The 26,718-nt window shown below is 65.6% G+C and carries 24 protein-coding genes and 1 tRNA gene; 14 read left to right on the top strand and 11 right to left on the bottom strand.

Going from position 1 to position 26,718, the window contains the following annotated elements; genetic code table 11:
* The first annotated feature begins 174 nt into the window (after positions 1-174).
* On the top strand, positions 175-1,797 hold the full coding sequence (pgi, locus tag HZI36_RS17755) for a glucose-6-phosphate isomerase (RefSeq protein WP_179403962.1): 1,623 nt from the start codon (positions 175-177) through the stop codon (positions 1,795-1,797).
* 51 nt (positions 1,798-1,848) lie between these two features.
* On the opposite strand, the gene HZI36_RS17750 is transcribed toward pgi, so the two are convergent.
* Positions 1,849-2,571 carry an ABC transporter ATP-binding protein gene (locus HZI36_RS17750; RefSeq protein ID WP_179403961.1) on the bottom strand — a complete coding sequence of 241 codons (723 nt, stop codon included), beginning with the start codon at positions 2,569-2,571 and terminating at the stop codon, positions 1,849-1,851.
* On the opposite strand from HZI36_RS17750, the gene HZI36_RS17745 reads away from it, so the two are divergent.
* The 3 genes from HZI36_RS17745 (at position 2,570) to HZI36_RS17735 (ending at position 4,895) form a co-directional block, all read left to right on the top strand.
* The gene (locus tag HZI36_RS17745) at positions 2,570-3,310 is read left to right on the top strand and encodes an arylesterase (RefSeq protein ID WP_179403960.1); all 741 of its coding nucleotides are present in this window, start codon (positions 2,570-2,572) and stop codon (positions 3,308-3,310) included. The genes HZI36_RS17750 and HZI36_RS17745 overlap by 2 nt on opposite strands.
* 135 nt (positions 3,311-3,445) lie before the next feature.
* A complete protein-coding gene (locus tag HZI36_RS17740) occupies positions 3,446-4,171 on the top strand; it encodes an RDD family protein (RefSeq protein WP_179403959.1) in 726 nt (241 codons plus the stop codon).
* A 139-nt stretch (positions 4,172-4,310) separates the two neighbouring features.
* A complete protein-coding gene (locus tag HZI36_RS17735; RefSeq protein WP_179403958.1) occupies positions 4,311-4,895 on the top strand; it encodes a hypothetical protein in 585 nt (194 codons plus the stop codon).
* Positions 4,896-5,236: 341 nt separating this feature from the next.
* Here the strand turns inward: HZI36_RS17735 and HZI36_RS17730 are convergent, their stop codons facing one another.
* Positions 5,237-7,171, bottom strand: coding sequence for a SurA N-terminal domain-containing protein (locus tag HZI36_RS17730; protein ID WP_179403957.1), 1,935 nt, complete (start codon positions 7,169-7,171; stop codon positions 5,237-5,239).
* A gap of 194 nt (positions 7,172-7,365) precedes the next feature.
* Positions 7,366-7,442, bottom strand: a tRNA-Asp gene (locus HZI36_RS17725).
* A 192-nt stretch (positions 7,443-7,634) separates the two neighbouring features.
* Here HZI36_RS17725 and HZI36_RS17720 point away from each other — a divergent pair.
* Positions 7,635-8,660: a hypothetical protein gene (locus HZI36_RS17720; protein ID WP_218884012.1), complete on the top strand. Its 1,026-nt coding sequence runs from the start codon at positions 7,635-7,637 to the stop codon at positions 8,658-8,660.
* Between the two features lie 131 nt (positions 8,661-8,791).
* Positions 8,792-9,766 (top strand): NAD(P)H-dependent flavin oxidoreductase, encoded by a 975-nt coding sequence (locus HZI36_RS17715; RefSeq protein ID WP_179403956.1) that lies wholly within the window; start codon positions 8,792-8,794, stop codon positions 9,764-9,766.
* A 112-nt stretch (positions 9,767-9,878) separates the two neighbouring features.
* Here the strand turns inward: HZI36_RS17715 and HZI36_RS17710 are convergent, their stop codons facing one another.
* On the bottom strand, positions 9,879-11,339 hold the full coding sequence (locus HZI36_RS17710; protein WP_218884010.1) for an aldehyde dehydrogenase family protein: 1,461 nt from the start codon (positions 11,337-11,339) through the stop codon (positions 9,879-9,881).
* A gap of 255 nt (positions 11,340-11,594) precedes the next feature.
* Here HZI36_RS17710 and HZI36_RS17705 point away from each other — a divergent pair, with 255 nt between their 5' ends.
* The 3 genes from HZI36_RS17705 (at position 11,595) to HZI36_RS17695 (ending at position 15,166) form a co-directional block, all read left to right on the top strand.
* The gene (locus tag HZI36_RS17705; RefSeq protein WP_179403955.1) at positions 11,595-12,044 is read left to right on the top strand and encodes a nuclear transport factor 2 family protein; all 450 of its coding nucleotides are present in this window, start codon (positions 11,595-11,597) and stop codon (positions 12,042-12,044) included.
* Between the two features lie 115 nt (positions 12,045-12,159).
* Entirely contained in the window at positions 12,160-13,878 is a 1,719-nt protein-coding gene (locus HZI36_RS17700) for a GMC family oxidoreductase (protein ID WP_179403954.1), read from the top strand.
* Positions 13,879-14,101: 223 nt separating this feature from the next.
* Positions 14,102-15,166, top strand: a complete 1,065-nt coding sequence (locus tag HZI36_RS17695) for a porin (protein WP_179403953.1) — start codon at positions 14,102-14,104, stop codon at positions 15,164-15,166.
* Between the two features lie 130 nt (positions 15,167-15,296).
* On the opposite strand, the gene wrbA is transcribed toward HZI36_RS17695, so the two are convergent.
* The 4 genes from wrbA to HZI36_RS17675 form a co-directional block, all read right to left on the bottom strand.
* Positions 15,297-15,896, bottom strand: a complete 600-nt coding sequence (gene wrbA, locus HZI36_RS17690) for an NAD(P)H:quinone oxidoreductase (protein ID WP_179403952.1) — start codon at positions 15,894-15,896, stop codon at positions 15,297-15,299.
* Positions 15,897-16,020: 124 nt separating this feature from the next.
* Entirely contained in the window at positions 16,021-16,794 is a 774-nt protein-coding gene (locus tag HZI36_RS17685; RefSeq protein WP_343050258.1) for an SDR family NAD(P)-dependent oxidoreductase, read from the bottom strand.
* A gap of 264 nt (positions 16,795-17,058) precedes the next feature.
* Positions 17,059-17,475, bottom strand: a complete 417-nt coding sequence (locus HZI36_RS17680; protein WP_179403951.1) for a DoxX family protein — start codon at positions 17,473-17,475, stop codon at positions 17,059-17,061.
* A gap of 49 nt (positions 17,476-17,524) precedes the next feature.
* Positions 17,525-18,223, bottom strand: a complete 699-nt coding sequence (locus tag HZI36_RS17675) for a pirin family protein (RefSeq protein WP_179404057.1) — start codon at positions 18,221-18,223, stop codon at positions 17,525-17,527.
* Positions 18,224-18,404: 181 nt separating this feature from the next.
* Between HZI36_RS17675 and HZI36_RS17670 the strand changes: the two genes are divergently transcribed.
* Positions 18,405-19,322: a LysR family transcriptional regulator gene (locus HZI36_RS17670; RefSeq protein ID WP_179403950.1), complete on the top strand. Its 918-nt coding sequence runs from the start codon at positions 18,405-18,407 to the stop codon at positions 19,320-19,322.
* Between the two features lie 103 nt (positions 19,323-19,425).
* On the opposite strand, the gene HZI36_RS17665 is transcribed toward HZI36_RS17670, so the two are convergent.
* Complete coding sequence (locus HZI36_RS17665) at positions 19,426-20,328, bottom strand: LysR family transcriptional regulator (RefSeq protein WP_179404056.1); 903 nt, start codon at positions 20,326-20,328, stop codon at positions 19,426-19,428.
* Positions 20,329-20,566: 238 nt separating this feature from the next.
* Between HZI36_RS17665 and HZI36_RS17660 the strand changes: the two genes are divergently transcribed.
* Complete coding sequence (locus HZI36_RS17660; RefSeq protein ID WP_246327118.1) at positions 20,567-21,349, top strand: pirin family protein; 783 nt, start codon at positions 20,567-20,569, stop codon at positions 21,347-21,349.
* Positions 21,350-21,436: 87 nt separating this feature from the next.
* A complete protein-coding gene (locus HZI36_RS17655) occupies positions 21,437-22,276 on the top strand; it encodes an aldo/keto reductase (RefSeq protein ID WP_179403948.1) in 840 nt (279 codons plus the stop codon).
* Between the two features lie 141 nt (positions 22,277-22,417).
* Here HZI36_RS17655 and HZI36_RS17650 read toward each other — a convergent pair whose 3' ends face one another.
* Together HZI36_RS17650 and HZI36_RS17645 are read right to left on the bottom strand one after the other, a co-directional pair.
* Complete coding sequence (locus HZI36_RS17650; RefSeq protein ID WP_179403947.1) at positions 22,418-23,281, bottom strand: aldo/keto reductase family oxidoreductase; 864 nt, start codon at positions 23,279-23,281, stop codon at positions 22,418-22,420.
* Positions 23,282-23,477: 196 nt separating this feature from the next.
* Positions 23,478-24,401, bottom strand: a complete 924-nt coding sequence (locus HZI36_RS17645) for a LysR family transcriptional regulator (protein ID WP_179403946.1) — start codon at positions 24,399-24,401, stop codon at positions 23,478-23,480.
* A 132-nt stretch (positions 24,402-24,533) separates the two neighbouring features.
* On the opposite strand from HZI36_RS17645, the gene HZI36_RS17640 reads away from it, so the two are divergent.
* On the top strand, positions 24,534-25,418 hold the full coding sequence (locus HZI36_RS17640; RefSeq protein WP_179403945.1) for an intradiol ring-cleavage dioxygenase: 885 nt from the start codon (positions 24,534-24,536) through the stop codon (positions 25,416-25,418).
* A gap of 53 nt (positions 25,419-25,471) precedes the next feature.
* Positions 25,472-26,539: an iron-containing alcohol dehydrogenase gene (locus HZI36_RS17635; RefSeq protein WP_179403944.1), complete on the top strand. Its 1,068-nt coding sequence runs from the start codon at positions 25,472-25,474 to the stop codon at positions 26,537-26,539.
* Positions 26,540-26,718: the final 179 nt, after the last annotated feature.

The following is a 26,718-nucleotide window of genomic DNA, read 5'->3' as shown; positions in this document are numbered from 1 at the left end:
CCGGCGAATCGCCCGCCCGCGCATGAAAAAGCACGGCCGATCGCACGCGATCCGCGCGCCCAACGCCGCTATACTGACTCCCCCGCCGCACGGCGGGCACGCTCGTCCGCTGCGCGTCCTATCCGATGCCGCGGCGCGCGCCTTCTCACCGATTCACGCTTTGCCGATACCGCCATGACGCTGAATTCGCTTCCCGCCTGGACCGCCCTGCAATCCCACTACGACCGGATCCGCGACGCCCATCTGCGCGACTGGTTCGCGCCCGCCAACGATCCCGCGCCGACGCGCGCCGAGCGCTTCACGGTCACGGGCGGCGGTCTCGCCGCCGACTTCTCGAAGAACCGCGTCACCGACGAAACGCTCGGCCTGCTCGTGCAGCTCGCGCGCGAGGCCGGCGTCGAGACGCGCCGCGATGCGATGTTCGCGGGCGACATCGTGAATCCGACCGAGCGCCGGCCGGCGCTGCACACCGCGCTGCGCGCGAGCGATCCGGACGCGCCGTTCCACGCGCAGGTGCGCGCCGAGCGCGCGAAAATGGCGACGTTCGCGCGCGCGGTGCGCGACGGCGTGTGGACCGGCTACACCGGCAAGCGGATCCGTCATGTGATCAACATCGGGATCGGCGGCTCCGATCTCGGGCCGAAGATGGTCGTCCACGCGTTGCACCACGTCGCGACGCGCGACGTCGCGACGCACTTCGTGTCGAACGTCGACGGCGCGGATCTCGCGCGCGTGCTCGAGCAGGTCGATCCGGAGGAGACGCTCGCGATCATCGTGTCGAAGACGTTCACGACGCTCGAGACGATGACGAACGCGCGCTCGCTGCGCGACTGGTTCGTCGCGAAGGGCTGCCCGGAAGACGCGCTCGCGAAGCATTTCGTCGGCGTGTCCGCGAACCCGGCCGAGGTCGTGAAGTTCGGCATCGCGGAAAGCAACGTGTTCGAGATGTGGGACTGGGTCGGCGGCCGCTACTCGCTGTGGTCGGCGGTCGGCCTGTCGATCATGATCGCGGTCGGCCCGGACCACTTCGACGCGCTGCTCGCCGGCGCGGACGACATGGACCGCCATTTCCGCGACGCGCCGCTCGAGCGCAACCTGCCGGTGCTGCTCGGCCTGATCGGCATCTGGTACCGGAATTTCTTCGGCTCGCAGAGCTATCTCGTCGCGCCGTATTCGGAAGCGCTGCACTTCCTGCCGTCGTATCTGCAGCAGCTCGAGATGGAGAGCAACGGCAAGTCCGCGCGGCTCGACGGCGCGTTCGTCGACTATCCGACGTCGGCCGTCACCTGGGGCGAACCGGGCACGAACGGCCAGCACGCGTTCTTCCAGATGCTGCACCAGGGGCCGACGATCGTGCCGATCGACTTCATCGCGGTGCTGACGCCCGAGCATCCGCTCGCGAGCCATCATCCGAAGCTGCTCGCGAACTGCTTCGCGCAGAGCGAGGCGCTGATGCTCGGCCGCACGCTCGACGAGGCGCGCAAGATCGCCGGCCCGGACAACGAAGCGCTCGCGCCACACCTGACGTTCCCGGGCAACCGGCCGACGACGACGCTGCTCGTCGACGCGCTGACGCCGCGCACGCTCGGCGCGCTGATCGCGCTGTACGAGCACAAGGTGCTCGTACAGGCGTCGGTGTGGGACATCAATCCGTTCGATCAGTGGGGCGTCGAGCTCGGCAAGATTCTCGGCAAGGTCGTCGAGGCCGATCTCACCGCCGCCTCGCTCGATCCGGCGAAGCACGACTCGTCGACGACCGCGCTGATCGCGCGCGCGCGCGACGCGCTCAAGGGATAAGCGCCAGCGGGTGCCGGCAGGTGCCGGCAGGTGCCCATCGGGGCTTTGGCTTTACGCGCCGCCGCCGCCGCGCGCGATGCGCGGCGACGCGGCGAGGCGCCCCGCTTCGAGCGTGACCGTCGTCTCGCAGCGGCGCGCGAGCTCCGGATCGTGCGTGACGAGCACGAGCGTCGAGCGCTGCGTGCGATTGAGCTCGAACATCAGGTCGATCACCGCGCGGCCGTTCGCCGCGTCGAGGCTGCCGGTCGGCTCGTCGGCGAACAGGATCGCCGGATGCGTGACGAACGCGCGCGCGAGCGCGACGCGCTGCTGCTCGCCGCCGGACAGCAGCTTCGGATAGTGCCCGGTCCGCTCGCCGAGCCCGACCTGCGCGAGCAGCGCGCGGGCGCGCGCGGCCGCGTCGCGCGTGCTTACGCCGCCCTGCAGCTCGAGCGGCAGCATCACGTTCTCGAGCGCGCTCAGGTGCGGCATCAACTGGAACGACTGGAACACGAAGCCGACCGCGCCGTTGCGCAGCGCCGCGCGCTCGTCCTCGTCGAGCTCGCCGAGCGCGCGGCCGAGCAGACGAACCGTGCCGCTCGTCGCGCTGTCCAACCCGGCAAGCAGCCCGAGCAGCGTCGACTTGCCCGACCCCGAGGCGCCGACGATCGCGAGGCTGCTGCCCGCGCGGACCGTCAGGTCGATGCCGTCGAGGATCGTCAGCTCGCCGGCCGCGTCCGCGACACGCTTGCACACGCCTCGTACTTCGATGATCGGATCGGTAATTTTCAGCATGGACACGACATTTCACGGAAAAAGACGCGCGGCGCCCGCCGCTCTGCTCGCCGCACTGCTCGGCGGCGCGCTCACCGTCGCGACGGCCGCGACGGCCGGGCTCGCGCACGGCGCGACGCCGCCCGCGGGGCAATCGGCTCAAGCGGCACTGCAAGCGGCAGCGCCCATGCCCGCCGGCCAGCCGGTCATCGTCGTGCTCGGCGACAGCCTGTCGGCCGAGTACGGGCTGCCGCGCGACACGGGCTGGGTCGCGCTGCTGCGGCAACGGCTCGCGACGGAGCGGATCGATTATAGCGTCGCGAACGCGAGCGTCAGCGGCGACACGACGAGCGGCGGGCGCTCGCGCCTGTCGACGGTGCTGCAACGGCTGAAGCCGGCGATCGTCGTCGTCGAGCTCGGCGCGAACGACGCGCTGCGCGGCGTGCCGCTCGCGACGACCGAGCGCAACCTGCGCGACATCGTCGACGCATCGCGCCGCGCGCATGCGCAGGTCGTGCTCGTCGGCATGTACGTGCCGCCGAACTACGGGCCCGACTATACGCAAAAATTCCACGGGATCTACACGCGGCTGTCGAAGGATCTGCGCGTGCCGCTCGTGCCGTTCCTGCTCGCCGGCATCGCGGACAAGCCCGACATGTTCCAAGCCGACCAGATCCATCCGACGCAACAGGCGCAGGGCGTGCTGCTCGACAACGTGTGGCCGTCGCTGAAGCCGCTGCTCGGCAAGCCACATGGGTAAGCGCGGGTAAGCGCGGGTAAGCACGGGTAAGCACGGGTCAGGCCGACGCGCGGCCCACCGGTCGGTGCAACAATGGATGCACGCGGGCGGCCGTTGCGCTAGCATCGGTCGTCACCCCCCGCACTTTCGACGGTCATGTGGAACGACAACGCACCGGATGCCGCGCCGGACAGCGGCCCGACCGACAGCCGCCCGCCGCTTCCCGCGCCGGGGGCCTGGCGGCGCTACTTCGCGCGCACGCTCGACCTGCTGCTGTGGGGGTTCGTCGTCGGCCTCGCCGCCGGCGTGCTGAATACCGCGACCGGCACTCACCTGCTCCATTTCGGCGGCAATCGCCTGGTCGCGACGACACTCGCCGAGCTCAGCCTGCTGCCGATCGTGCTGTTCATCGACGCGGCGGTCTGCGCCGCCTGCGGGAACAGCGTCGGCAAGGCGTTGCTCGGCGTGCGCGTGACCGAGCCGGACGGCACGCGTCCGTCGTTCCGGCGCTACCTGAGACGAAACGTATCGCTCTGGGCGCGCGGTCTCGCGTTCGGCGTGCCGATCGCCCGGCAACTGACGATGCTGATCAGCGCGCTCACGCTGAGCCGAGGCGGCACGACCGCATGGGATGCCGCGCTAGGTTTCCGCGTCGTCCGCGAGCGGTGCACGGTCGGCCATTACGCGATCGCCGTGGCGCTCCTCGTCGTGCTGTCCGCCGCCGGCGCGCTGGCGAACTTCCCGCATCGTCACCCGTTCCGCGTCGTTCCGCTCGAGCGGAACGCCGTCGGCATTGGCCACGGCAAGTCGTTACAGTCGTCGAACGGCGCGCTGCTGCCGATCCGCGCCGATGACGGCGCCAGCCGCATCGGCAACGCGTAGACGCGCCCCTCCAACGGCATGATGACTGAGTTCTCCCTTGAAGCTGCTAGGGACCGGCGCGCCGATCTGAGCTAGCTTATTCCGGGGATTTTCCACTAACATCAATGATTTGCACTTCCAGCCCTTCTTGACGCATCGCATGGCAGAATCGCTAAAGCTAGAGGTGCTTGACCCACCCGCAGATTCGCGTCATAGGTTTGCACCCATTCGTTATAACGAGGATGATTGGGATCTTACGCACCTGGATTCGTTCGCCTTCAAAGCCGACATCGGGTTCGAGGTCACGGTAGTTGTCATTTTTTCGTGCCATTGCTTCTCTCACAGCGTTCGCTGGGACACGAGACCGCAATCTGAAATCCCGGAGGCTGAAATTTACCGGGACGATAGAGAGGAGAGCGTCCTTGACCCGCTCCGTTATCACTTATCGAAGACGTTGCTCCGAGAGCTCGTTATTGCGCTGCCTTCGCGGCACATTATTGTGGCGAATGTGAAGAGCCGCAACTTCTTGACCTGGGAGATGCAAGCAAAGGGCGGGAAACAATCAATCTATGCGGTGTTCTTTGACGTGGAAAAGGACCAGCGCAGAGGACAGCGTCTCATATTGCGCGTCCAGTCAGCTTATTTACTGGACCAAGGCTTGACACGCAGACAGAAAGACGCCAAGAAAGTGCGTTTGGTCACGTTGTTGAAGGCCGCCTACGCAGGACGCACAATCAATCCCTGAGCCATAAAGACCAACGGCTGCCCAGAGGCAGCCGTCGTATGCGGGATTCTCTATCTGCATTTCTGCAGAATTCCCACTCCAGGTGGGACCCGGTTACCCGGGCGGCGCTACGTTTTTCGCACCCGCTCGTACGTAGTTTTCAATGGGAATGGTACCTTCTTGGTACCCCCTAGTCAACCGGCATCTGCGTCTGCTCTCCGCTTGCGCTGCCGCGACCGGGCTCTTTTATTGCGCCGACCGCCCTGAAGTATGGCGCGCGCCATCGCCCCAGCGAAGTGGCCGAATCGGGGCAGAGCATCCGAGCGGTAGACGCGAACTCCCCTCGCAGGCGAGCGGCGGACTCAGTTCGAGCCGTCCTGCTGCGTGTCGGCGGTCGAGCCGTAGAGCTTGACCTTCGAGCGCGCGCGCAGCGCGGCGAGATACGCCTCGCCCTCGCTCTGCGCGTCCACCTGCGCGATCTGCTGCTGCGCGCCGGCGAGCTGCTGCGGATCGACGCTCGCGCCCGGCACCACCGCGTTCACGCGGAAGATCGCGTAGCCGTCCGCACCGAGATCGACGCCGACGTAGGCGGGCAACGTCTTCGGATCGACCTTGTAGATCGCGCTGACGGCCGTGGACGGAATCCCGTGCGACTGTTGGCGCGAGATCGTATCGGCCGGCGTGAAGCCCGTCGTCGCTTTCGATTTCTGCAGCTCGGCGAGCTTCGCCGCGCCGTCCTGCTTCGCGAGCGTCGCCGCCTGCTCGGCGACGAACTTCTGCCGCACCGCGTCCTTCACCGCGTCGAGCGGCGGCACCGCCGCCGGCTTGTAGCTGACCACGTGCGCGGAGATCAGCGTGCTGTTGCCGACGTCGATCGCCTGCGTGTTGTTCTGGTTCTTCACCGAATCGGCCGCGAACACCGCGGCGAGGAACTTCGGATTGTTGAGCGGGCTGGTCGGCGGCAGCGCCGGATTCGGCCCGTTCGTGACGGTCGCGGTCTGCGTCGTCAGCTTGTACTTGTCGGCGGCCGGCTGCAGGCTCTTCGCCTTTTCGTAGACGATCGACGAGAAGCCGTCGGAATTGTCCGAGAACGCCTTCGCCGCGTACTGCTGCTTCAGGTCCGCCGCGATCGCGTCCTTCACCTGCTCGAACGGCTTGACGGCGGCCGGCTTCACCTCGGTCGCCTTCAGGATGTGGAAGCCGAGATCCGACTCGACGACGCCGCTGATCTCGCCCTGCTTCAGCGCGAACGCCGCGTCGTCGAACGCCTTGCCGCCCGCGGTCGAGCCGCGCGTGATGAAGCCGAGGTCGCCGCCCTTCGCGGCCGACGGCGCGTCCTGCGAGTTCTTCTCGGCGATCTGCGCGAACTGGTCCGGATGCGCGTTCACCTCGGCGAGCAGTTGCTGCGCCTTCGCCTTCGCGGCGGCCTTGTCGGCCGCGCTCGCGTCGCTCGCGGCCGCGATGAAGATGTGGCTCACGCGCACCTGTGCGTCGGTGCTGAAATGGGCCTGATTGTCGTCGTAGTACTTCCTGATGTCCACGTCGCTCGGCTGCGCGTTCGCGGCAGCCGTGTCCGGCGAATAGACGAGATACTGGATCGTCGCGGTCTCCGGCGTCGCGAAGCTCTGCTTGTGCGCGTCGTAGTACGCGGCGATCTGCGCGTCGGTCGGCTGCACCTTCGACGCGTAGTCGGCCGGCTTCAGCACCATGGCCTGCACCTGGCGCTGCTGCGCGGCAAGATCCGACAGATGCTGCGCGACGCTCTTCGGCGTGAACGCGCTCGATATGATGCTCGCCGGGATCTGCTGCAGCGCGAGGCTGTAGCGCACCTGCTCCTGATACTGCTCGGGCGTCAGGCCCTGCATCGCGAGCAGCTTCGCGTACGCGTCGAGATCGATCGAGCCGTCCGGCTTCTTCATCGACGCGATCATCGGGTCGTTCAGCAGCGCGTCGCGCACCGCGTTGTCGGAGGCGGTCAGATGCAGACGCTGCGTCTCGTCGGCGATCACGCGCTGCTGGATCAGGCCATCGAGCACTTCCTTGCGATGCTGGGGCGTATCGAACGCCTTCTGGTCGAATTGCGAGCCGAGCATCTGGCGCGCGCGGTCAATCTGCTGGCGGAACGCATTGTCGAACTCGACGCGCGTGATCTTGTGCCCGTCGATCGACGCGACGTTCGCGCTTTCGTCGAAGAAGCCACGGAAACCCTGAATCCCGACGAAACCCAGCCCCGGCAACACGATCAGGAGCAGGAGAGCCATCATCAGGCGCTGATGATTACGGAAGAAATCGAGCATGCGAGACGGATGTACGGGACAAAACGCCAGATAGTACAACAGCGCGCAGCAAAAAAGGGCGAACCGGGGGGCCGCCGGCGCTTCGCCACTGTACCGACGCACGCAGCCACAGCAAAAATGCCCGCGCACGGCGAGCATTTTGATAGGCGCAATACAAAATAAAAATGCCCGCACAAGGCGGGCATTTTTAATTCTGGCGGAGCGGACGGGACTCGAACCCGCGACCCCCGGCGTGACAGGCCGGTATTCTAACCGACTGAACTACCGCTCCTCGGTCTTTTCTTGCCGAAAAATCAGCAAGACCGCGATATTAACCCAACTCGTCACTCGCGTGCAACAAAGTTCGCCGCGCGCATCGATCAGGGTTCACCACGACGACGGTTCATATACCGACTGGTAGTATCTACCGTCCGGTAGATGCCGCGAGCACACGAACCCGAGTCCAACCTCAACGAGACCCGACATGGAGACACGCGCCTTTCCCTCCCCCGCCGATGCGTCGCCGTTCGCCACGGCGGCCGCCGAGCTGTGCGGCCCGCTGCGCCGCCCGCGCCAGATGCTCGCCGAGCAGACCTACGACGGCCACAAATCGATCCACGACGACGGCACCGCCGAGAACCTCGGCCTGCGCGCCGGACCGATCGAGGGCCCGACCCACTTCAGCCAGTTCGATCCGCTGCTGTTTCGCCTGTTCGGCCGCGCATGGTTCGAGACCGGCTGCATCAGCGCGCACTATCAGAACATGGTCGTCGAAGGCGAGGAAGTGCGCGCGTTCGTCGAGCTGCCCGCGTCCCCGGACGCGCGCTTCGTGCGCATTCGCGCGGAAAAGAAAGACGGCACGCCCGTGCTCGCCGGCAGCGCGTCGGTCGGCGCGTCGGTCGGCGAGGCGGTCAGTGAAGCGGCCGATGAAGCGGCCGGCCTGCCGCCGCACGAACTCGAGCAGCGCATCGCGAAGCTTCGTCCGCCCGCCGGCCTCGTGATCAACCGCGATCTGAAAGTCGGCCAGCGCGGCCGGGCGGTCGAGCACATCGTGATGGGCTTCGACGACCACATGGGCGACCACTATCCGTTCACGCTCGCCGACAAGCTGAAGGTGATCACCGAGCCCTGCGCGTGGTACACGGCCGAGCACGGCGCAAGCTCGCCGTGGGGCCGGCCGATCATTCCGACCGAGATGATCAGCGTACTGCTCGGCAGCACCATCGCTCAAGCCGGCCTGTCGGGCCGCAAGCCCGCGGTCGGCCTGTTCGCCGGACAGCAGATCCGCCTGATCCGCGGCCCGCTGTTCGTCGGCCAGCCGTACGAGCTGGAGCGCGAGATCATCGCGCTCAGCGAAAGCGCGCGCACCGAGTCGGTCTGGGTCAGGACGCGGGTCTACGAAGCGTCGGCGACCCGGCCGCTGGTCGCGGAGATGATCTTGAACGGCGCGGTAATGAAGGCGTCCTATCCGCGCTACGACGAAGAAGCGCGCGAGCTCGGGCTCGCGTGATCCGCCGGCGACGGCCCCCCCCACAGCGAACGCAAGCCCGGTGTGCTACCTTGCGCGATCCGGGCGGACCGCGCGGCGCGACCGGCGATTCCGCGAGACATGCGACACCAGAACGAATGGAGACACATCCCATGAAGACGCGCATCACCGAGCTTTTCGGCATCGAACACCCGATCATCCAGGGCGGCATGCATTACGTCGGCCTGGCCGAACTGGCCGCGGCCGTGTCCGACGCCGGCGGCCTCGGCATCATCACCGGCCTGACGCAACGCACGCCCGAGCTGCTCGCGAACGAAATCGCACGCTGTCGCGACATGACCGACAAGCCGTTCGGCGTGAACCTCACGTTCCTGCCGTCGGTCAACCCGCCCGACTACCCCGGCTACGTGAAGGCGATCATCGACGGCGGCGTGAAGGTGGTCGAGACCGCCGGCAACAACCCGCAGAAGTGGCTGCCCGCGCTGAAGGAAGCCGGTATCAAGGTGATCCACAAGTGCACGTCGGTGCGCCACGCGCTGAAGGCGGAGGCGATCGGCTGCGACGCGATCAGCGTCGACGGCTTCGAGTGCGGCGGCCACCCGGGCGAGGACGACGTGCCGAACTTCATCCTGCTGCCGCGCGCGGCCGAGGAGCTGAAGATTCCGTTCGTCGCGTCCGGCGGGATGGCCGACGGCCGCTCGCTGGTCGCGGCGCTCGCGCTCGGCGCCGAGGGGATGAACATGGGCACGCGCTTCATCGCGACGCAGGAGGCGCCGGTGCACGAGAACGTGAAGCAGGCGATCGTGGCGGCCAGCGAACTCGACACCCGCCTCGTGATGCGCCCGCTGCGCAACACCGAGCGCGTGCTGACGAACGGCGCGGTCGAACGCCTGCTGGAGAAAGAGCGCGCGCTGGGCGCGTCGATCAAGTTCGAGGACATCATCCCCGAGGTCGCGGGCGTCTACCCGCGGATCATGCAGCAAGGCGACATGGAAGCCGGCGCGTGGTCGTGCGGGATGGTGGCGGGCCTGATCCGCGACGTGCCGACCGTCAAGCAGCTGATCGACGGGATCATCGCGCAGGCGCATGCGCTCATCGCCGAGCGGCTGGCCGGCACGATGCGGTAAAACCACGCGCCCCCACCACCCCACCACCCCGCCGCGACGGCGTGCGAACTTCGCGCACCGTCACGGCGGCCGCGCCGCGCTTCAGGTCCTCTGATTCGGTCCGGAATCGCTCCTAAAACGGATACGGCGTCTGGGTGCTGCGCGAATTGATCCAGATGACGTCGCTGAAATCCGCGAGACTGTCGGGCCCGGTGCGCCCCCAGCCGCTGTCGCGCACGCCGCCCATCGGCGCGTGGATCTCGTCGTTGACCGTCGCCGTGTTGACGTTGACGATCCCGCACTGGATCTTCGGCGCGAGCTCGAACGCCCGATAGGTGTCGCCCGACAGAATCGACGAGCTCAAGCCGTACTGGGTCCGGTTCGCGGCGGCCACCGCCTCCTCCGCCGTGTCCACGGCCTCGACCACCACCACCGGCCCGAAGGTTTCCTCCTGCGCGACCAGCGCGTCGGCCGGCACATCCGTCAGGATCGTCGGTTCGTACACCTGGCCGGTGTAGCGGCCGCCGGCACGCAAGACCGCGCCCTTCGCAACCGCCTCCTTCACGCGCTCGTCGACGAGCTGGACCGCCGCCGGCGTGACCAGCGGCCCGATGATGGTCTTCGGATCCTGCGGGTCGCCGGACGCAAGCGTGCGCGTCCGCTCGACGAACCGCGTCATGAATGCCTCGTAGATCTTGCGCTGGACGATGATGTGCCGCGTATTCAGGCAGATCTGCCCCTGATGGAAGAAGCTGCCGAAGGTCGCCGTGCGAACCGCGTAGTCGATATCGACGTCGTCGAGCACGATCATCGGGTTGTAGCCGCCGAGCTCCAGCACCGTGCGCTTGAGCGTGCGGCCCGCCCGTTCGGCCAGCATGCGAGCGGTCTTCACGCCGCCGATCAGATTGATCACCCGCACGTCCGGGCTATCGAAAAACGCGTCGGCGATGTCGCTCGCGGCGCCGGGCGCGTGCGGCACCACGTTGATCACGCCGTCGGGGAAGCCCGCCTCGTGCGCGATTTCGGCGAGCATCAGGCCGGCCGACACCGGCGCGAGCTCGGACGGCTTGACCACGACGGTATTGCCCGCACCGATCGGCGAGATCACCGCCCGCCACGAGAGGATGTTGGCGCCGTTCCACGGCGTGAAGCTGGCCACGACACCGAGCGGACGGCGCACGGCAATCGAATGCGCGCCGGGCTGGTTGCTCGCGAGCACCTGGCCGTCCGGCAGATACATCCAGCCGGCGGCCTGTTCGAGCGTCGCGGCCACGAGGTCCTGCTGGAAGTTCGCGAACGAAATCGTGCTGCCGGTTTCCCGGGCGAGCAGATCGGCAATCTCGTTGCGGCGGCGCTTGATGATTTCCGCGGCCTTCAGGAACAGGCGCGCGCGTTCGGCCGGCGGCGTGCTCGACCATGCCGGAAACGCACGGGCGGCAGCCTCGACGGCGACACGCGCTTCGGCCCGCCCGCCCGCGGCAACCTGTGCGAATGGCCGGCGGCTATAAGGCTCGAGCACCTCGAAGGTACGCGCGCCGTCGGCTTCACGCCAGGCACCGCCCGCGTAGTACTTGTAGGTCGGGGTTGAGGTCAATTCAGTCTCCTGATCAATTCGGGTTGGCTTGCGATGACTTGGGTCAGGAGTCAATGGTATGGAACACGATGTTCAAGCGTGCATGTCCCGATTTGCAAAGCAACATTGCATTCGACAGAACGGTATTCATCCGGCATCGACGGTCGCCAATCCATCTCCGGAATCGATGAATACCATCGAAAAATTGCGCCTACCAAAATGCCATACAACCGCGCAACATTGCGTCGTGCCACAACGCGTTAAAAGGAAACCATGATGGAAATACGAATGATGACGGACGAGCAACGCAGGGCCATCGCGCTCGAGTACTTCCGGCGGATGGACCGAGGCGAAAACATCCTCGACCTGTTCGACGACAACGCCGAGATTTACTTTCCCAAATGGGGCATTGCGCGCGGCAAGCCTGAAATCGAGCGGATGCTGGGCGACCTGATCGGCATCCTCGCCAGCGTGTCGCATGACATCGCTCACGCCAATTTCATCCAGCAAGGCGACAGGGTCGTGGTCGAGGGGCTGTCGAGCGGCAAGCTGAAGAACGGCGCCGAGTGGCATGCGGGCACGACATTCGGCGGCAGATGGTGCGACGTGTTCGAAATCCGCGACTTCAAAATCCAGCGGTGTCACGTGTACCTGGATCCCGACTATGCCGGCGCGGACACGGCCCGCTATCCGTGGCTCGTCGCCGATCGCGCAACCCGGTACTAGGCATCGATTCGTATCGATTCGTATCGATTCGTATCGATGCATGTCGTTGCGTGGCAAGCACACGCATCGAGCGCCGGCCAGTACGCAAACAAAGAAAAAAGATGGAGACGCAAGCATGATCGAAGCGCGTGCCGAAGCGGCACAACACCTACTTGATCGTATGGCGCGTGGCACGCTTGGCCGTCGAGATTTCCTGAAACTGACCGCCGCGATGGGCGTGGCCGCGCTGCTCGGCCCCGAGCAGACGGAGCAGGCATGGGCTGCCGGCCAGACCCAGCTCGCGAACCGGCAGACCCTCAAGGACAGCTACGACTACGTGGTCGTCGGGGCCGGCGCCGCGGGCTGCATCGTGGCCGCCCGCCTCGCCGACGCGGGCGCCGAGGTGTTGCTGGTCGAATCCGGCGGCTCCGACGACCTCCCGCAGGTGACGACACCCGGCCTGTGGTTCACCAACATCGGCGGTCCGCTCGACTGGAAATTCCGTGCGGCGCCGTCGCGTGACGTCAATGGCCGAGCCGTGCCGATTGCAATGGGCCGCGTGCTCGGTGGCGGCACCAGCATCAACGCGATGCTCTGGGTACGCGGACTGGCGCAAGATTACGACGATTGGGCCCGCCAGGGCGGCGACGGCTGGGGCTTTTCCGACGTGCTGCCCGTCTTCAGGGAAATCGAGGATTGGGAAGGCGGTGCGAACGCATGGCGCGGCGCCGGCGGCCCGCTGCATATCCGCACCGCCCATACGCCCCATCCGAGCGCGCCGGCGTTCATCGAGGCCGCACGCCAGATGGACATCCCGATCCTCGATGACATGAACGGCCCGATGCGCACAGGCGCCGGCTACGTGAACATGAGCATCAACCGCGACGGAAGTCGCGCAAGCGCCGCGCGTGCCTTTCTGCGCCCCGCGCTCGGACATGCCAATCTCACGCTGCTGCTCGACACCGACGCGGTCCGGCTGCTGTTCACCGGCAGTCGCTGCACCGGGATCGCATTGCACGGTGCCGATGGCATCCGCAGCGTTGCCGCCAGGCGCGAGATCATCGTAACGGCAGGTGGCATCGCGAGCGCCAAGCTGCTGCTGCAATCCGGCATCGGCGACGCGGATGACGCGCGTCGCCTCGGCATTGCGCCCATCGTGAATCTGAAAGGCGTCGGGCACAACTTCCAGGATCATCCGCTGCTGTTCGGGGTCACGCTGCGCTACAAGGGCAAGTTCCCGCCACGCTCGATGACCAGCGACGCCGTGGAGGCGGCCGCGCTCGTTCATAGCGACGCCGGGGTCCGCAGCCCTGACGTGATGATGGTGCTTCAGCAGGTGTCCGTGGTGACGCCCGAAATACGCGCGGCCTTTGGCGCCCCGCCGGAGAATGGTTTCGTCATCTCGCCGGCGCTCGTGCGTCCGACGAGCCGTGGCCGCTACCAGCTCACGAGCGCCGATTGGCGGCAACCGGGCAGGCTCGACGCCGGCTTCCTGTCGACCCGGCACGACCTGGACGCAACCGTTCGCTGCATCGACCTGTGCAGGGATCTGGCGCGGCAGCATGGATTCGATTCCGTTCGGGAAGCCGAGGTCATTCCCGGCCGCTCGCTCGATCAAGCCGCGCTGCGTGACTTCGCCCGCAATGCCACGATCAGCTTCGGTCACCCGGTTGGAACCTGCAAGATGGGTACCGATGACATGGCCGTGGTCGATTCGACATTGCGCGTCCACGGTGTGGAAGGGCTGCGCGTCTGCGATTCGTCGATCATGCCCAGCATCGTCACGGGCCCGACCAGTGCCGCCAGTCACATGATCGGCGCCAAAGCGGCGCAGATGATCCTCGGCACCGCCTGAGCGCACCCGAACAGCCCGCGCTCGCATCAATCGTCAGTCGTCAGTCCGCAACCGTGGTCCGACTTCCGGACCACGGCCCCTTTCCCATGGCAAATTAATTCGCACTACATAGTGAAAATACCGACGTACATAAGCTGCACACTCGGAAAGTTTTAAATTACGCTTATTCCAATAATCAACACGATGCGACTGCCCCGCATCACACAGGTGGAGAAGACGAAAAATGAAGCGAGCTATTTCAGCAGCCGCGCTGCTTGGCATCATCCCGGCTATCGGTCACGCTCAAAGCAGCGTGACGCTGTACGGCATAGTGGATGCAGGAATCTTGTATACGAGCAAGACAGCCAATGCAGCCGGTCAAAACGCCGGCCGATCGTTCGCGCTCGTCGATGCCGGTCTGTCGCCGTCGCTATTCGGTTTCTCCGGGACTGAGGATCTGGGCGGCGGGCTGAAGGCCAGGTTCAAGATCGAAAGCGGCTTCAATGTTGCGAACGGCGGCATCAACGATTCGAACGGGAATTTCTTTGGTCGCCAGGCGTGGATCGCGCTGGACGGAAATTTCGGGGAGATCAAGGCGGGCCTGCAATTCTCGCCGTTCGTGAATGCGCTATACGATTCCGACGCGCGCGGCTTTTCGGAATTCGGCGACATACAAAGCAACTATGGCGACAGCGTCTTTTTGACGGGTGTGCACAATTCGAATGCGATCTCTTATACCACGCCCAAGATCGCGGGACTCGAAGGCAGCGTCATGCTCGCGCTGGGTGGCAAGCCCGGCGATTTCCAGGCAGGCCGGCAGGTTGCGGCGAGCCTGAAATATGACGACGGCACGCTGATGGTCAATGCGGCCTTCTACGATGGCAACAGCGGCGGCACCGTCAATACCCCGGTACCCAGCACCGTCGCCTTCGTCGGGCGCATGCTGGGCGCGGCCTACCGGCTCGGCTCACTGACCGCCAAGGCCGTGTTCGTCAACTTCAAGGTCGCGGGATCGGCCAACAATTATGTGTATGGAGGGGGCGTCGACTACGCGGTGCTGCCGCAACTGGACCTCAACGCAGGCGCGTGGGTGACCAGCGATCGCAACCATACCGCCAATCATTCGGTGCTGGCGGCCGTCGGCGCGGACTATTTCCTGTCGAGGTGGACCACGCTTTATACGCAGGTCGGCGTCGTGAACAATCATGGCGCGACGACGACCGGATTATCCGTGTCCTACTTCAGCGTATTCAATGAGGTTCAGGGAACGACGGTCGGCGTCATCGCCGGTGTGCGGCACATATTCTAGATGCCGCAAGCGCCAAGCGCTCGCGCTTGACGGCAAGATAAAACGTCATCGGCCAGACGGAAATCCGCCTGGCCGTGTCGTCACCGCGTCAATGATGCATCGATGCCGTGATGCGAATAGCGCCCGGCGCTCAGCCGAACAGCTTGTTGGCCGTCTTCGCGATCAGTTCGCCCTGATGGCGAGCGCCGGCGAGCTCGATCGCGCTCGGCTGGCGCTGGCCCTGGCCGCCCGCGATGGTCGTGGCGCCGTACGGCGCGCCGCCGACGATCTCGTCCAGCGTCATCTGCCCCTGGTGACTGTACGGCAGGCCGACGATGGTCATGCCGAAGTGCAGCAGATTCGTGATGATCGAGAACAGCGTCGTTTCCTGCCCGCCGTGCTGGCTCGCGCTCGACGTGAACGCGCCGCCGACCTTGCCGTTCAGCGCGCCGCGCATCCACAGGCCGCCGGCCTGGTCCAGAAACGCGGCCATCTGCGACGAGACGCGCCCGAAACGGGTCGGTGTGCCGACGATGATCGCGTCGTAGTCGGCAAGTTCGTCGACCGTCGCGACCGGCGCTTGCTGGTCGAGCTTGAAGTAGGCGGCCTTCGCCACTTCCAGTGGCGCCGTTTCCGGCACGCGCTTCACGTCGACCGTGGCGCCCGCCGAGCGCGCCCCTTCGGCGACGGCATCCGCCAGCGTCTCGACATGACCATACGACGAGTAATACAGCACCAGAACCTTCGACATGGAAAACTCCTTTCGTTGATGTCCGCGGCGATGCCGCGTGGGAACGACGTGCGCCCGACGGCGCGCACGATGCTGCTGCCTCTGTCTGCAACGAACGGCGCGATGCCATCGCCGCTGCCGGCCATCACCAGACCTTCATTCCGCCGTCGACCACGATATCGACACCGGTCACGTACGAACTGTCGTCGCAGGCCAGGAACAGCGCGACCTTCGCGATTTCATCGGGCCGGCCGAGACGCCCGAGAAGCGTCTTGCCGAGCATGTAGCCGGCCCAGTCCGGATCGTTCAGCTGCGCTCGCGTCTGATTGGTTTCGATCACGCCCGGCGAGATGGAGTTCGCGCGAATCCCGTGGTTCCGCCCTTCCATCGCCAACTGGCGCGTCATGCCGATGATCCCCGCCTTCGCCGTCGTGTGCGCGAGCGAGCCGAGGTTCTTGAAGCTCATCAGCGCGGTCAGCGACGCGGTGTTCACGATCACGCCGCGGCTTGCCTTCAGATGCGGCCACGCGGCGCGCGTGAGGTAGAACACCAGATCGACCTCTTCACGGCGATTGCGGTCCCATTCCTCGTCCGAGATGTCCTCGATCCAGTTGAAGTACGCCATCGCGGCATTGTTGAAGAGCACATCGAGCCGGCCGAACGTCTTCACGGCAAGCTCGACGAGTGCGCGGCAATCGGCCGGATCGGTCAGATCGCACGGATGCATGGAGACGATCGTTCCACCGGCGGCACGCACCGCGTCCACGGTGGCTTGCGCATCGTCGGCGCGCAGACCGCAACCGACGATCAGCGCGCCTTCCCGCGCGAACGTCAGCGCGGCTTCGCGTCCGATGCTCCCGCCGATGCCGGTGATGATGCACACCTTGCCCGCAAGCCGGTTTGACACGGAAATTGACACGGCAATGCCTCCTGTCGAAGCAGTGGTAGGTCAGCAAACAGAAAAGCGGACGACGCCGGGTTCGATGCCGTCCGCATGGGCCCGGTCAAGCGTCTGCTTTCGGGCAAGCGAGTTGCCGGCTGCCCGGCTGCCCGGCTGCCCGGCTGCCCGGCTGCCCGGCTGCAATGGCGGCGATGGCGGTATGGCGGCGATGGCCGAACCGGTCGATCCGGTCGAGACGCGCCGGCCGGTCACACGGGCGGCCGTCTCGACGGATCCGTCGCGTCAGCTCGCCAGCGCAGCCAGACGCGGTGCTCGTCCGGCGCGCGCGTCGAGGCTGAACGCGCCGGCGCCGAAGTAAGCGATCTGCAGCAGGCCGCCCGCCATCATCACGTTCTTCAGGAAGTGGATCATCTGGTTCTGGTCCGCGAAGTTGTGGTGGAAGAAGATCGCGGTGACCACGCAGAACAGCGCCATCGCCGGCGCCACGAGGCGGGCGCGATACCCGGCCATCAGCAGCGCACCACCGCCCGCCTCGACCAGCACCGCGACGAGGAACGCGAGCGACGGCGCCGGCAGGCCAACCGCCGCGATATAGCCAACGGTGGCGTCGTGCGCGGCGAGCTTGCTCAGCCCGCTCATGACGAACGGCGCGCCGATCAGAATGCGACCCAACAGCGGAAGGAACTTATAACGATCCATGACTCTCTCCTGAAATGAAATGACTTGGCGGACTGGAAAATAAAGGCACTCAGCCGGCGTCCACCATCACCAGCTCAGAATCTTCGACGGCGGAGATGTCGGCCTCCGCCACGTTCGTGATCGCGACGCCGTCCAGCGGCCCGATGCGTTCACCGTTCACTTCGATGGCTCCCGACGCGACGACGAGATACGCGCGACGCGACGGCCCCAGCGCCTGCCGGACCTGCTCGCCCGCCTTCAGCGTCGCGCCGAGCACGCGCGCATCGGCGCGAATGGGCAGCGCGCCGTCGTCGCCGGCGAAGCCGCTCGCCAGCACGACGAAGCGCCCGGACCGATCGCCTTTGGGAAACGGTTTCGTATCCCACCGGGGTTCCCCGCCGCGTTCCCGAGGCAGCAACCAGATCTGATAAACCTTCAGCGGTACGTCACCCTTGTTGATCTCGGCGTGGCGGATGCCGGTGCCGGCGCTCATCACCTGCACGTCGCCCGCGTGGATCGTTCCTTCGGATCCCAAAGTATCCCGATGTCCGAGCACGCCCTGGCGCACGTAGGTGATGATTTCCATATCGCGGTGCCCGTGCATCGGGAAGCCGCTTCCGGCGGCAATCTCGTCATCGTTCCAGACGATCAGCGGGCCCAGCGGCGCGTGCGCGAGATTGCCGTCCGGGCTGACCGCGAAATGGTGCTTCGCGCGCAGCCAGCCGATATTCGCTCCGTCCAGTGAGGCCCAACGCCGATGGGTAAGCATGTGTGCGTCCTTTTTCCCGCTGCCCGACAAACGGGCTGGTGCCGGATCGGCGCTCCACCGGAATCAACGAAGCGCCGAGCCATGGGAGAATGCTATATCCGCAACAATTGGACGCACATATCCGGAATTACAAAGTATCATTGCTCTCAGTAGAACGATAACGCTCAGCGGGAACGTGCCAATGAACCAGATCAATGACCTCAACGATCTTCGGCTCTTCGCGGAAGTGGTCGAGCACGGCAGTTTCACGGCAGCCGCCCGCAGCCTCGGCGCGCAGACATCGAAGCTCAGCCGGCGCATTCGGTCACTGGAGGAGGAACTGGGCGTGCGCCTGCTCAATCGCACCAGCCGAAGCCTGTCGTTGACGGAAACCGGGCGGCAGTTCCACCAGCACTGCATTGCGCTGGTCGCGGAATCGAAGGCGGCCAAGGACATCGTGGATCAGACGCGGACCCAGCCACAGGGCACCGTGCGCATCAGTTGCCCCGTGGCGCTGCTGAGCTCCGGCGTCTCCGCGATCATTTCTCGATACATCGAGGACAACCCGCAGGTCCGGATTCTGCTCGATGCGACCAATCGCCGTGTGGACGTGGTCGAGGAAGGTCTCGACTTTGCGATCCGGGTCCGGCTTCCGCCGCTGGAAAACATCGATCTCGCGGTCCGGCAACTGGGCGTGTCGGTCCAGATTCTGGTCGCCAGTCCGACACTGGCGGCGCGCCATCCGGCACCCGAATCGATCGAATCGCTGAACGAATGGCCGACGCTCTCGATGGCCAGCGGCAGCGAGAAGTACGTCTGGAACCTGATGGACGCCGACAAGCAGGTCACGTCCTGGGCGCACCAGCCGCGATTGGCGACGGACGATCTGGCCAGCCTGCGGATCGCGGCACTGCAAGGCACCGGCGTCGCGCTGCTGCCCCGCGAACTGGTCGGCGCCGACATCCAGGCCGGCCGGCTGCTGCATCTGCTGCCGGAACTGGCCACGACGCCGGGGCTCGTGCATGCGATCTTCCCGACCCGCAGAGGGATGGTGCCGGCCGTTCGTCACCTGCTCGACGCGCTCGTCGACGGATTCGACGCGCTGAGCCGGACGTGGTAGCGGCCGCACCCTGAACCGGGCAGTGAGCCGCACGCCGCGCAGCCGCGAGTAAGCGCGCGGCACGCGCTGCCCGTCACTGCCCGACGCTGCCCGACGCTGCCCGTCACTGTTGCGCGGGATCCGCTTTCAGCGTCTTCATGAACCAGGTGCCGGCGGGCCCGGGCGGCGTATCCTTGCGATACGCAATGAACATCGGCACCGGCGGCGTCACCGGTTCGAATTTGTCGAGACGGAGCCGCCGCAGCGCACCGGATTCGAGATCGCCGCTGACCATCGTCAGCGGCATGTGCCCCCATCCCAATCCGGCTCGCAAAAATTCGTGCTTCGTGTGCAGGTCCGCGAGCTTCCACGTGAGCGGCGACAGAACCTGGAAGCTCTTGCCGACGGTCAGATCCGTGCGGTCGGTCAGCACCAGCTGAACATGACGCTCGAGCTCCGGCATTCTGATCACGCGGTCGATCGATGCGAGCGGATGGTTCCGCGCAACGACGGTCACCATGTCCACGTCCAGCACCTTTTCCGCGGCCAGATCGTCGGGAACGACCATCATCGATCCGATGATGCCGAGGCGGCAGGCGCCGTCCAGCACACGTTTCGCCGCGCCGCCCAGCGCCTCGACGTAGAGCCGTAAGGGCGTATCCGGAAACTCGCGGGTAAAGGCCTGCACCGCGACGGTCAATCGATCCATCGGATAGAGCGCGTCGACCGCCACGGCCAGTTCGGGTTCGAGCCCTTCGGACAGGCTGCGGGCGCGCGCCTTGAATCCGTCCATGCCGCGCACCACCGCGCGGGCTTCGCTCACCAGCACGGTCCCTTCGGCGGTCAGGCGCGGGTAGCGTCCGCTACGGTCGAACAACGGCACGCCGATCTGCGCTTCGAGATTCGCGAGCGTCTGACTGACCACCGACTGCGCGCGCCGCAGTCTGCGCCCCGCCGCGGAGAAACTCCCTTCGTCGACCGCGGCGATGAACGTGCGAAGCTGATCAAGGGAAACGCCATCCAGCATATATTGCTCCTGACGATGGATCGCATCGAAATATATAGGCTTCCTCAGAAGGCGATCGACGGCTAACCTGCGCCGGACATCAACATGATCGAGGAATGAGGGCGCCATGTCTTCCCGGATAATCGAATCGGCTCACTCACCCGCGCGTTCAGGATACGAATCCATCGCCGCGACCGATACAGCCAGTCTCGCGACACAGCTTCCCACGACGAGAACGATCGTCGCCCGAACCGCCGGGATGCAGCACGGCCCGGTCAACCGGCTGTTCAGCCCCGGCGATCTCGGCACATTGCTGAAACCGTTCGTCTTTCTCGACTATTTCGAGCTTCCCGCGCGTGCGCGGACCGCGTTCTCGATGCATCCGCACTCCGGCATCGCGACGACGACCATCCTGCTCGAAGGCGAAGTCCGATACGAGGACACGACCGGCGCGACCGGCGTGATGTCGGCGGGCGGCGTCGAGTGGATGAACGCCGGCGGCGGCGTGTGGCATGACGGACGTCCCGTCGGCCACGGGCCGGTGCGCGGCTATCAGCTCTGGGTGGCGTTGCCGCGCGAGCGGGAACTGGCCGAACCCGAAAGCCAGTATCTTTCGGCGGACAGCATTCCTCGTGTCGGTCCGGCCCGCGTGATCCTGGGCCAATACCAGGGGGTTCGGAGCCCCGTCGCGGCGCCTCCCGGCATCAATTACCTGCATGTGCGGCTGTCGGCTCGACAGGCGTGGACCTATACGCCGCCGGCCGGTCACGAGATTGCGTGGGTCAGCGTTCAGCACGGCGCGCTTCAGGCCGGCGGGCAGCGGATCAGCGCGGAACTGGCCGTATTCAGCGAGTCGGCAGGCGCGCTGGTGTTCACGGCTCACGAAGATGCGGAATTCGTGCTCGCGTCCGCCATCCCGCATCCGCATGAACTGTCGCTCGGGTACTACTCCGTGCATACGTCGGACGACGCGCTGCGCGCCGGGGAGGCACGGATTGCGGAGATCGGCCAACAGCTGCGCCGCGCCGGTCGGATCGGGTAGTCCAACCGGGAATCATCGTCGCCGACCTATCGATCGAGCCGGTCGCCGAATTGAACATTGAACCCATCCATGCCCGGAAATTCGATCATGCAAAACGTCCATGCAGGTGATGCCGTCATTCCCGCTTTGGGTTTCGGCACGTACGGCGTGACCCCGCAGGAGATTTACCGCCTTCTTCCGGCCGCACTCGACGCCGGCTTCCGTCATATCGACACCGCGCAAATCTATGGCAATGAAGCGGCGATCGGCGAATGCATCGCCGCGTCGGGTATCCCGCGCGCGGACGTCTTCATCACGACCAAGGTCTGGGTGAGCCATTACCCGCACCGCGCGTTCGAGGCGTCCGTCGACGAGAGTCTCCGCAAGCTGAAGACGGACTACGCCGACCTCCTGCTGCTGCATTGGCCGGGCTCGCCCGTTCCGCTGGCCGAACAGATCGCGGGACTGAACGCGGTGGCGAAGGCCGGCAAGGTGCGTCACATCGGCGTCAGCAATTTCAACCGTGAGTTGATGACGCAAGCCGTCGGGCTCTCGGCGATTCCGCTCGTGACGAATCAGTTCGAATACCATCCGTATCTGAACCAGTCGCTGTTGATCGAAAGCACGCGCCGGGCCGGGCTCGCGGTGACCGGCTACTGCGGGATGGCGATCGGCCGGGTATTCTTCGACGACGTGCTGAAGGAGATGGCGGCACGCTACGACAAAACCGTCGCGCAGATCGTGCTGCGATGGCTCGTGCAGCAGGATGGCGTCGTCGCGCTCTCGAGAACGTCGAAGGCCGAGCGGCTGGTCGAGAACATGGCGATCTTCGATTTCGAGCTGGACGCCGCGGACATGGCGGCCATCCATCGGCTCGCGACGATCAATAGCCGAATCGTCGATCCGAGCGGGCTCTCGCCGCTGTGGGACAGCACGGCGCCGCGCTGATTCGCTGGCGACCCTGCGGCATCACTCTGCCGATCGCCCTGCCCGTCTCGACCATCGCGTAGATGGTCAGACGCGGCCGGCTCGGCGCGGCGCGGCCAGACGCGGTCGGCCAGACGCGGCCGGCGCGCCTTGCGCATGCGTTCAATGCATGCGATCCAGCTGCTCGAGTACGTCGACCGGAAGGACCAGTTCGGCCGCCGCCAGATTCTCGCGCAAATGCTCGAGCGACGACGTGCCCGGGATCAGCAGGATATTCGGCGACCGCTGCAGCAGCCACGCGAGCGCCACCTGCATCGGGGTCGCGCCCAACGACTTCGCCGCCGCCGTCAGCGTGGAGGACTGCAGCGGCGAAAAACCGCCCAGCGGGAAGAACGGCACATACGGAACGCCCTGCGCGGCCAGCGCATCGACGAGCGCGTCGTCATCGCGGTGCACCAGATTGAAATGGTTCTGCACGCAGACGACCGGCGCGATCGCTCGCGCTTCGTCGATCTGCGCGGCGGTCACATTGCTGAGCCCCAGGTGCCGGATCAAACCCTTCTGCTGCAGCTCGGCAAGCGCGGTAAACTGCGCGTCGATCGAACCTTCGACCGGATGCCGGTTATCGCCCATCGCACGCAGATTGACGACGTCGAGGACGTCGACACCCAGGTTGCGCAGGTTGTCGTGCACCGCGCGCGTCAACTCGTCCGGGCTCTGTGCGGGATTCCACGATGCGTCGGCGCCGCGCACCGCGCCCACTTTGGTCACGATGGTCAGATCATCCGGATACGGATGCAGCGCCTCGCGAATGATCTGGTTCGTGACGTGCGGGCCGTAAAAGTCGCTGGTGTCGATGTGGTCGACACCACGCTCCACGGCCTCGCGCAACACGGCGATCGCGGTGTCGCGATCCTTCGGCGGCCCGAACACGCCGGGGCCGGCGAGCTGCATCGCGCCGTATCCGAGACGGCTCACGCGGCGATCGCCAAGCATATAGGTGTCGGATGGTTTCATTCCGGTCATCGCAGCACTCCTGTATCACGTCCGGATTGCATCGACCGGCAATCCGGTATCGACGCATTCTACGACTCGTGTCGCGCATGGATTAGCCGGAATTCCGGATCGCACCGTTCCATCGACAAGCGAAATCGTTCGGATGCCTTCGTTGCGTGCGCATCCGGCCGGGTGAGCTCGCGCCTGCGTCGCCATCGATGCCCGCTCAGGCCGGCACCGCATTCCAGCGCGCTTCGAGGTCCAGGCCTTTGATGTGGTCGCTGAGCGCATCCGCGAATACCCGGATCTTTGCCGGCTGATTCCGGCGGCTTTGATACGCGAGATTGATCGTCAGCGTCGGCAACTCCCAGTCGCTCAGAATCGGGATCAGCCGACCGGCGACGATATCGTCGTACACGATATACAGGGGCTGAATGAGAATGCCCAACCCGGCCCGGCCCGCCGCACAGATCACCTGCCCTTCGTTCGATTCCAGCACCGCATTGATCGAAATGGTGCGCCGCTCCCGGCCGCGCCTCAATTGCAGCACGTGCGGATTCGCGGCGTAGCTGTAGATGAGCCATTTGTGTTGCGCGAGCGCCTCCGGCGACGATGGAACGCCGTACTGCTTCAGATAGGCCGGCGATGCGGCGAGCACCCTGCGCGTACGCGCCAGGCGCCGGACGGTGATGCCCGAATCGCGTTCATGTTCGCGTGTGCGAATCGCGCAGTCGAATCCCGCCTCGATGAAATCCGGGTACTGGTTCGCGGCCGTCAATTGCACCGACAGGTCCGGGTACTGCCGACTGAACGCCGGCAGCCACGGCGCGATGTGCGCGACGGCGAACGATACGGAACTGGTCACGCGCAACACGCCCGTCGGATACGACGACATGCTGATGATCGCGGTATCGGCTTCCTTGATTTCGTTCAGGATCAGCGCGCAGCGTCGATGATATTCGCGCCCGGCATCCGTCAGCCACAACCGGCGCGTGGTCCGCTCGATCAGACGTGCCCCGAGCCTGTCTTCCAGCGTGCTCAGCATGCGGCTGGCCGCGGCGTTCGAAATGCCGAGCCGCTCCGCCGCCTTGGACAGGCTGCCGAGGTCGACGGTCAGCAAGAAAAACTCCATCTGGGTATAGCGATCCATGCAGGGACTCTTCCAGTAGGCGGAAATATGTTTTCACTATAGTGCATATATCTCACCGGGGAACGCCGGTACAGTCGCAGCAAGGTCGATGCCACCGGGCTCGGCCAGCATGGAAGGATCCGGAGAGAGACGATGCGAAACATCAACGAAGACACCATCACGCAAGCGGTGCTCGCGGCGATGTCCGACTGTGGCAACGACCGACTGCGCACCATCATGACCAGCCTCGTTCAGCATCTGCACTCGTTCGCGCGAGAGGTGAAGCTGACCCAGGACGAATGGCTGTACGCGATCGATTTCCTGACCCGCACCGGTCACATCACCGACGACAAGCGCCAGGAATTCGTGCTGCTGTCGGATACGCTCGGCCTGTCGATGCTCGTCACGACGCAAAACAACCGTAAGCCGTCCGAATGTACCGAAGCAACGGTGCTGGGCCCGTTCTTCGTGACCGGCGCGCCCGAGTACGAGAACGGGCAGGACATTTCCAACGGTGCGTCCGGCTTGCCCTGTTTCGTCTCGGGACATATTCGCGGCCTCTCCGGCGAGCCGATCGCGGGCGCGGAGCTCGACGTCTGGCAATCGGACGAAGACGGGTTCTACGATGTTCAGAACATTCCGTCGCCGGGCGCGGAAGTCCAGTTCCAGGCACGCGGCCGCTTGCAGACGCTGCCCGACGGACGCTTCCATTTCCGCTCGATCCTGCCGGAGGCGTATCCGATTCCGCACGACGGGCCAGTGGGGCAGATGCTGGACGCGCTCGGCCGCCATCCGTGGCGCCCGGCGCACCTGCATTTCTGGATCAAGGCACCGGGTTACGAGCCGCTGATCACCCACCTGTTCCGTAACGGGGACCAGTATCTCGAATCGGATGCCGTCTTCGCCGTGCGTTCGTCACTGGTCGTGGACTGGATCAAGCACGAACCCGGCATCGCGCCCGATGGCACCACGATGACCGAGCCGTATTACACGCTGGATTACGATTTCGTTCTGCAGCCCGCGGCGCCGGCGCAATGATTCGGCGCGTCGGACAATTGAAATTTGGCGGACGATAGAGAGTGGGGCTTACTGTGTCGATCACTGACTTCATCTATAACGGCCGCGCGGCGCGCGTCGTGTTTGGCGCCGGCTCGCGCGCTCATCTTGAGCGGGAACTGCTCGCGCTGGGTGCGCAGAAGGCGATGATCCTGTTCGGTCGGGAGCAACTCCCGCTGGGCACGTCCGTTGCGGATCAGCTGGGCGCGCGCACCGCGGGCGTGTTCGATCGCGCGACGATGCACGTGCCGGCCGAGCTGGTGACGCAAGCGCGCGTCGCCGCCACGTCGATGGGCGCGGACTGCCTGATTGCCGTCGGTGGCGGATCCGCGATCGGACTCGCGAAGGCGATCGCGCTGGAGTCGGATCTGCCGATTCTCGCGCTGCCGACCACGTACGCGGGCAGCGAAATGACGCCGATATACGGGATCACCGACGCGGGACTGAAGCGAACGGGTACGGATTTGCGCGTGCTGCCCAAGACGGTGATTTACGATCCGGATCTGACCGTGACGCTGCCCGTCGGGATGTCGGTGACGAGCGGCATCAACGCGATCGCGCATGCAGCCGAAGGCCTGTATTCGCGCGACGCCAATCCTCTGACGAGCCTGATGGCGGAAGACGGCATTGCCGCGCTCGCGCGCAGCCTGCCCCGAATCGTGTCGAAGCCGGACGATCCGGCCGCGCGAGCCGATGCGCTGTATGGCGCCTGGCTCTGCGGCGCGGTGCTGGGAAGCGTCGGTATGGCGCTGCATCACAAGTTGTGCCATACGCTCGGCGGCAGCTTCAATCTGCCGCACGCGCCCACGCATACGATCGTGCTCCCGCACGCGCTGGCCTACAACGCCGAGGCCGTGCCCGATGCGATGAAGCGCATTGCCCGGGCGGTCGGCCACGATGACGCCGCGCAAGGCCTGTATGAACTCGCGCGCGCCAATGGCGCGCCCATCGCGCTGAAAGATATCGGCATGCTCGAAGACCAGCTCGACCAGGCCGCCGACATCGCCTGCAGCAACGCTTACTGGAATCCTCGTCCGCTGGAGCGCGAAGCCATTCGCGCGTTGCTGCAGCGGGCATTCGAGGGCAGCGCGCCGAAGGCCTGACCGCGGGCCACCGGATGGTCGACTGGCTGTTGCCGCAATTTGCGCGGCCCAGGGGAAGCACACGCTACCCAACGTCGACCCCGTCATTTTTCACGATCTGTTGATGAGTCTGGCGTCGACACCGTCGGGTTTCGCGTCGGAAATTTCGGTGATCAGCGATCGCCGGAATCGCCAATGCG

This window comes from Burkholderia guangdongensis, from assembly GCF_013403875.1.
Taxonomy (GTDB): domain Bacteria; phylum Pseudomonadota; class Gammaproteobacteria; order Burkholderiales; family Burkholderiaceae; genus Burkholderia; species Burkholderia guangdongensis.
This window is presented reverse-complemented; position numbering and strand designations above follow the sequence as displayed.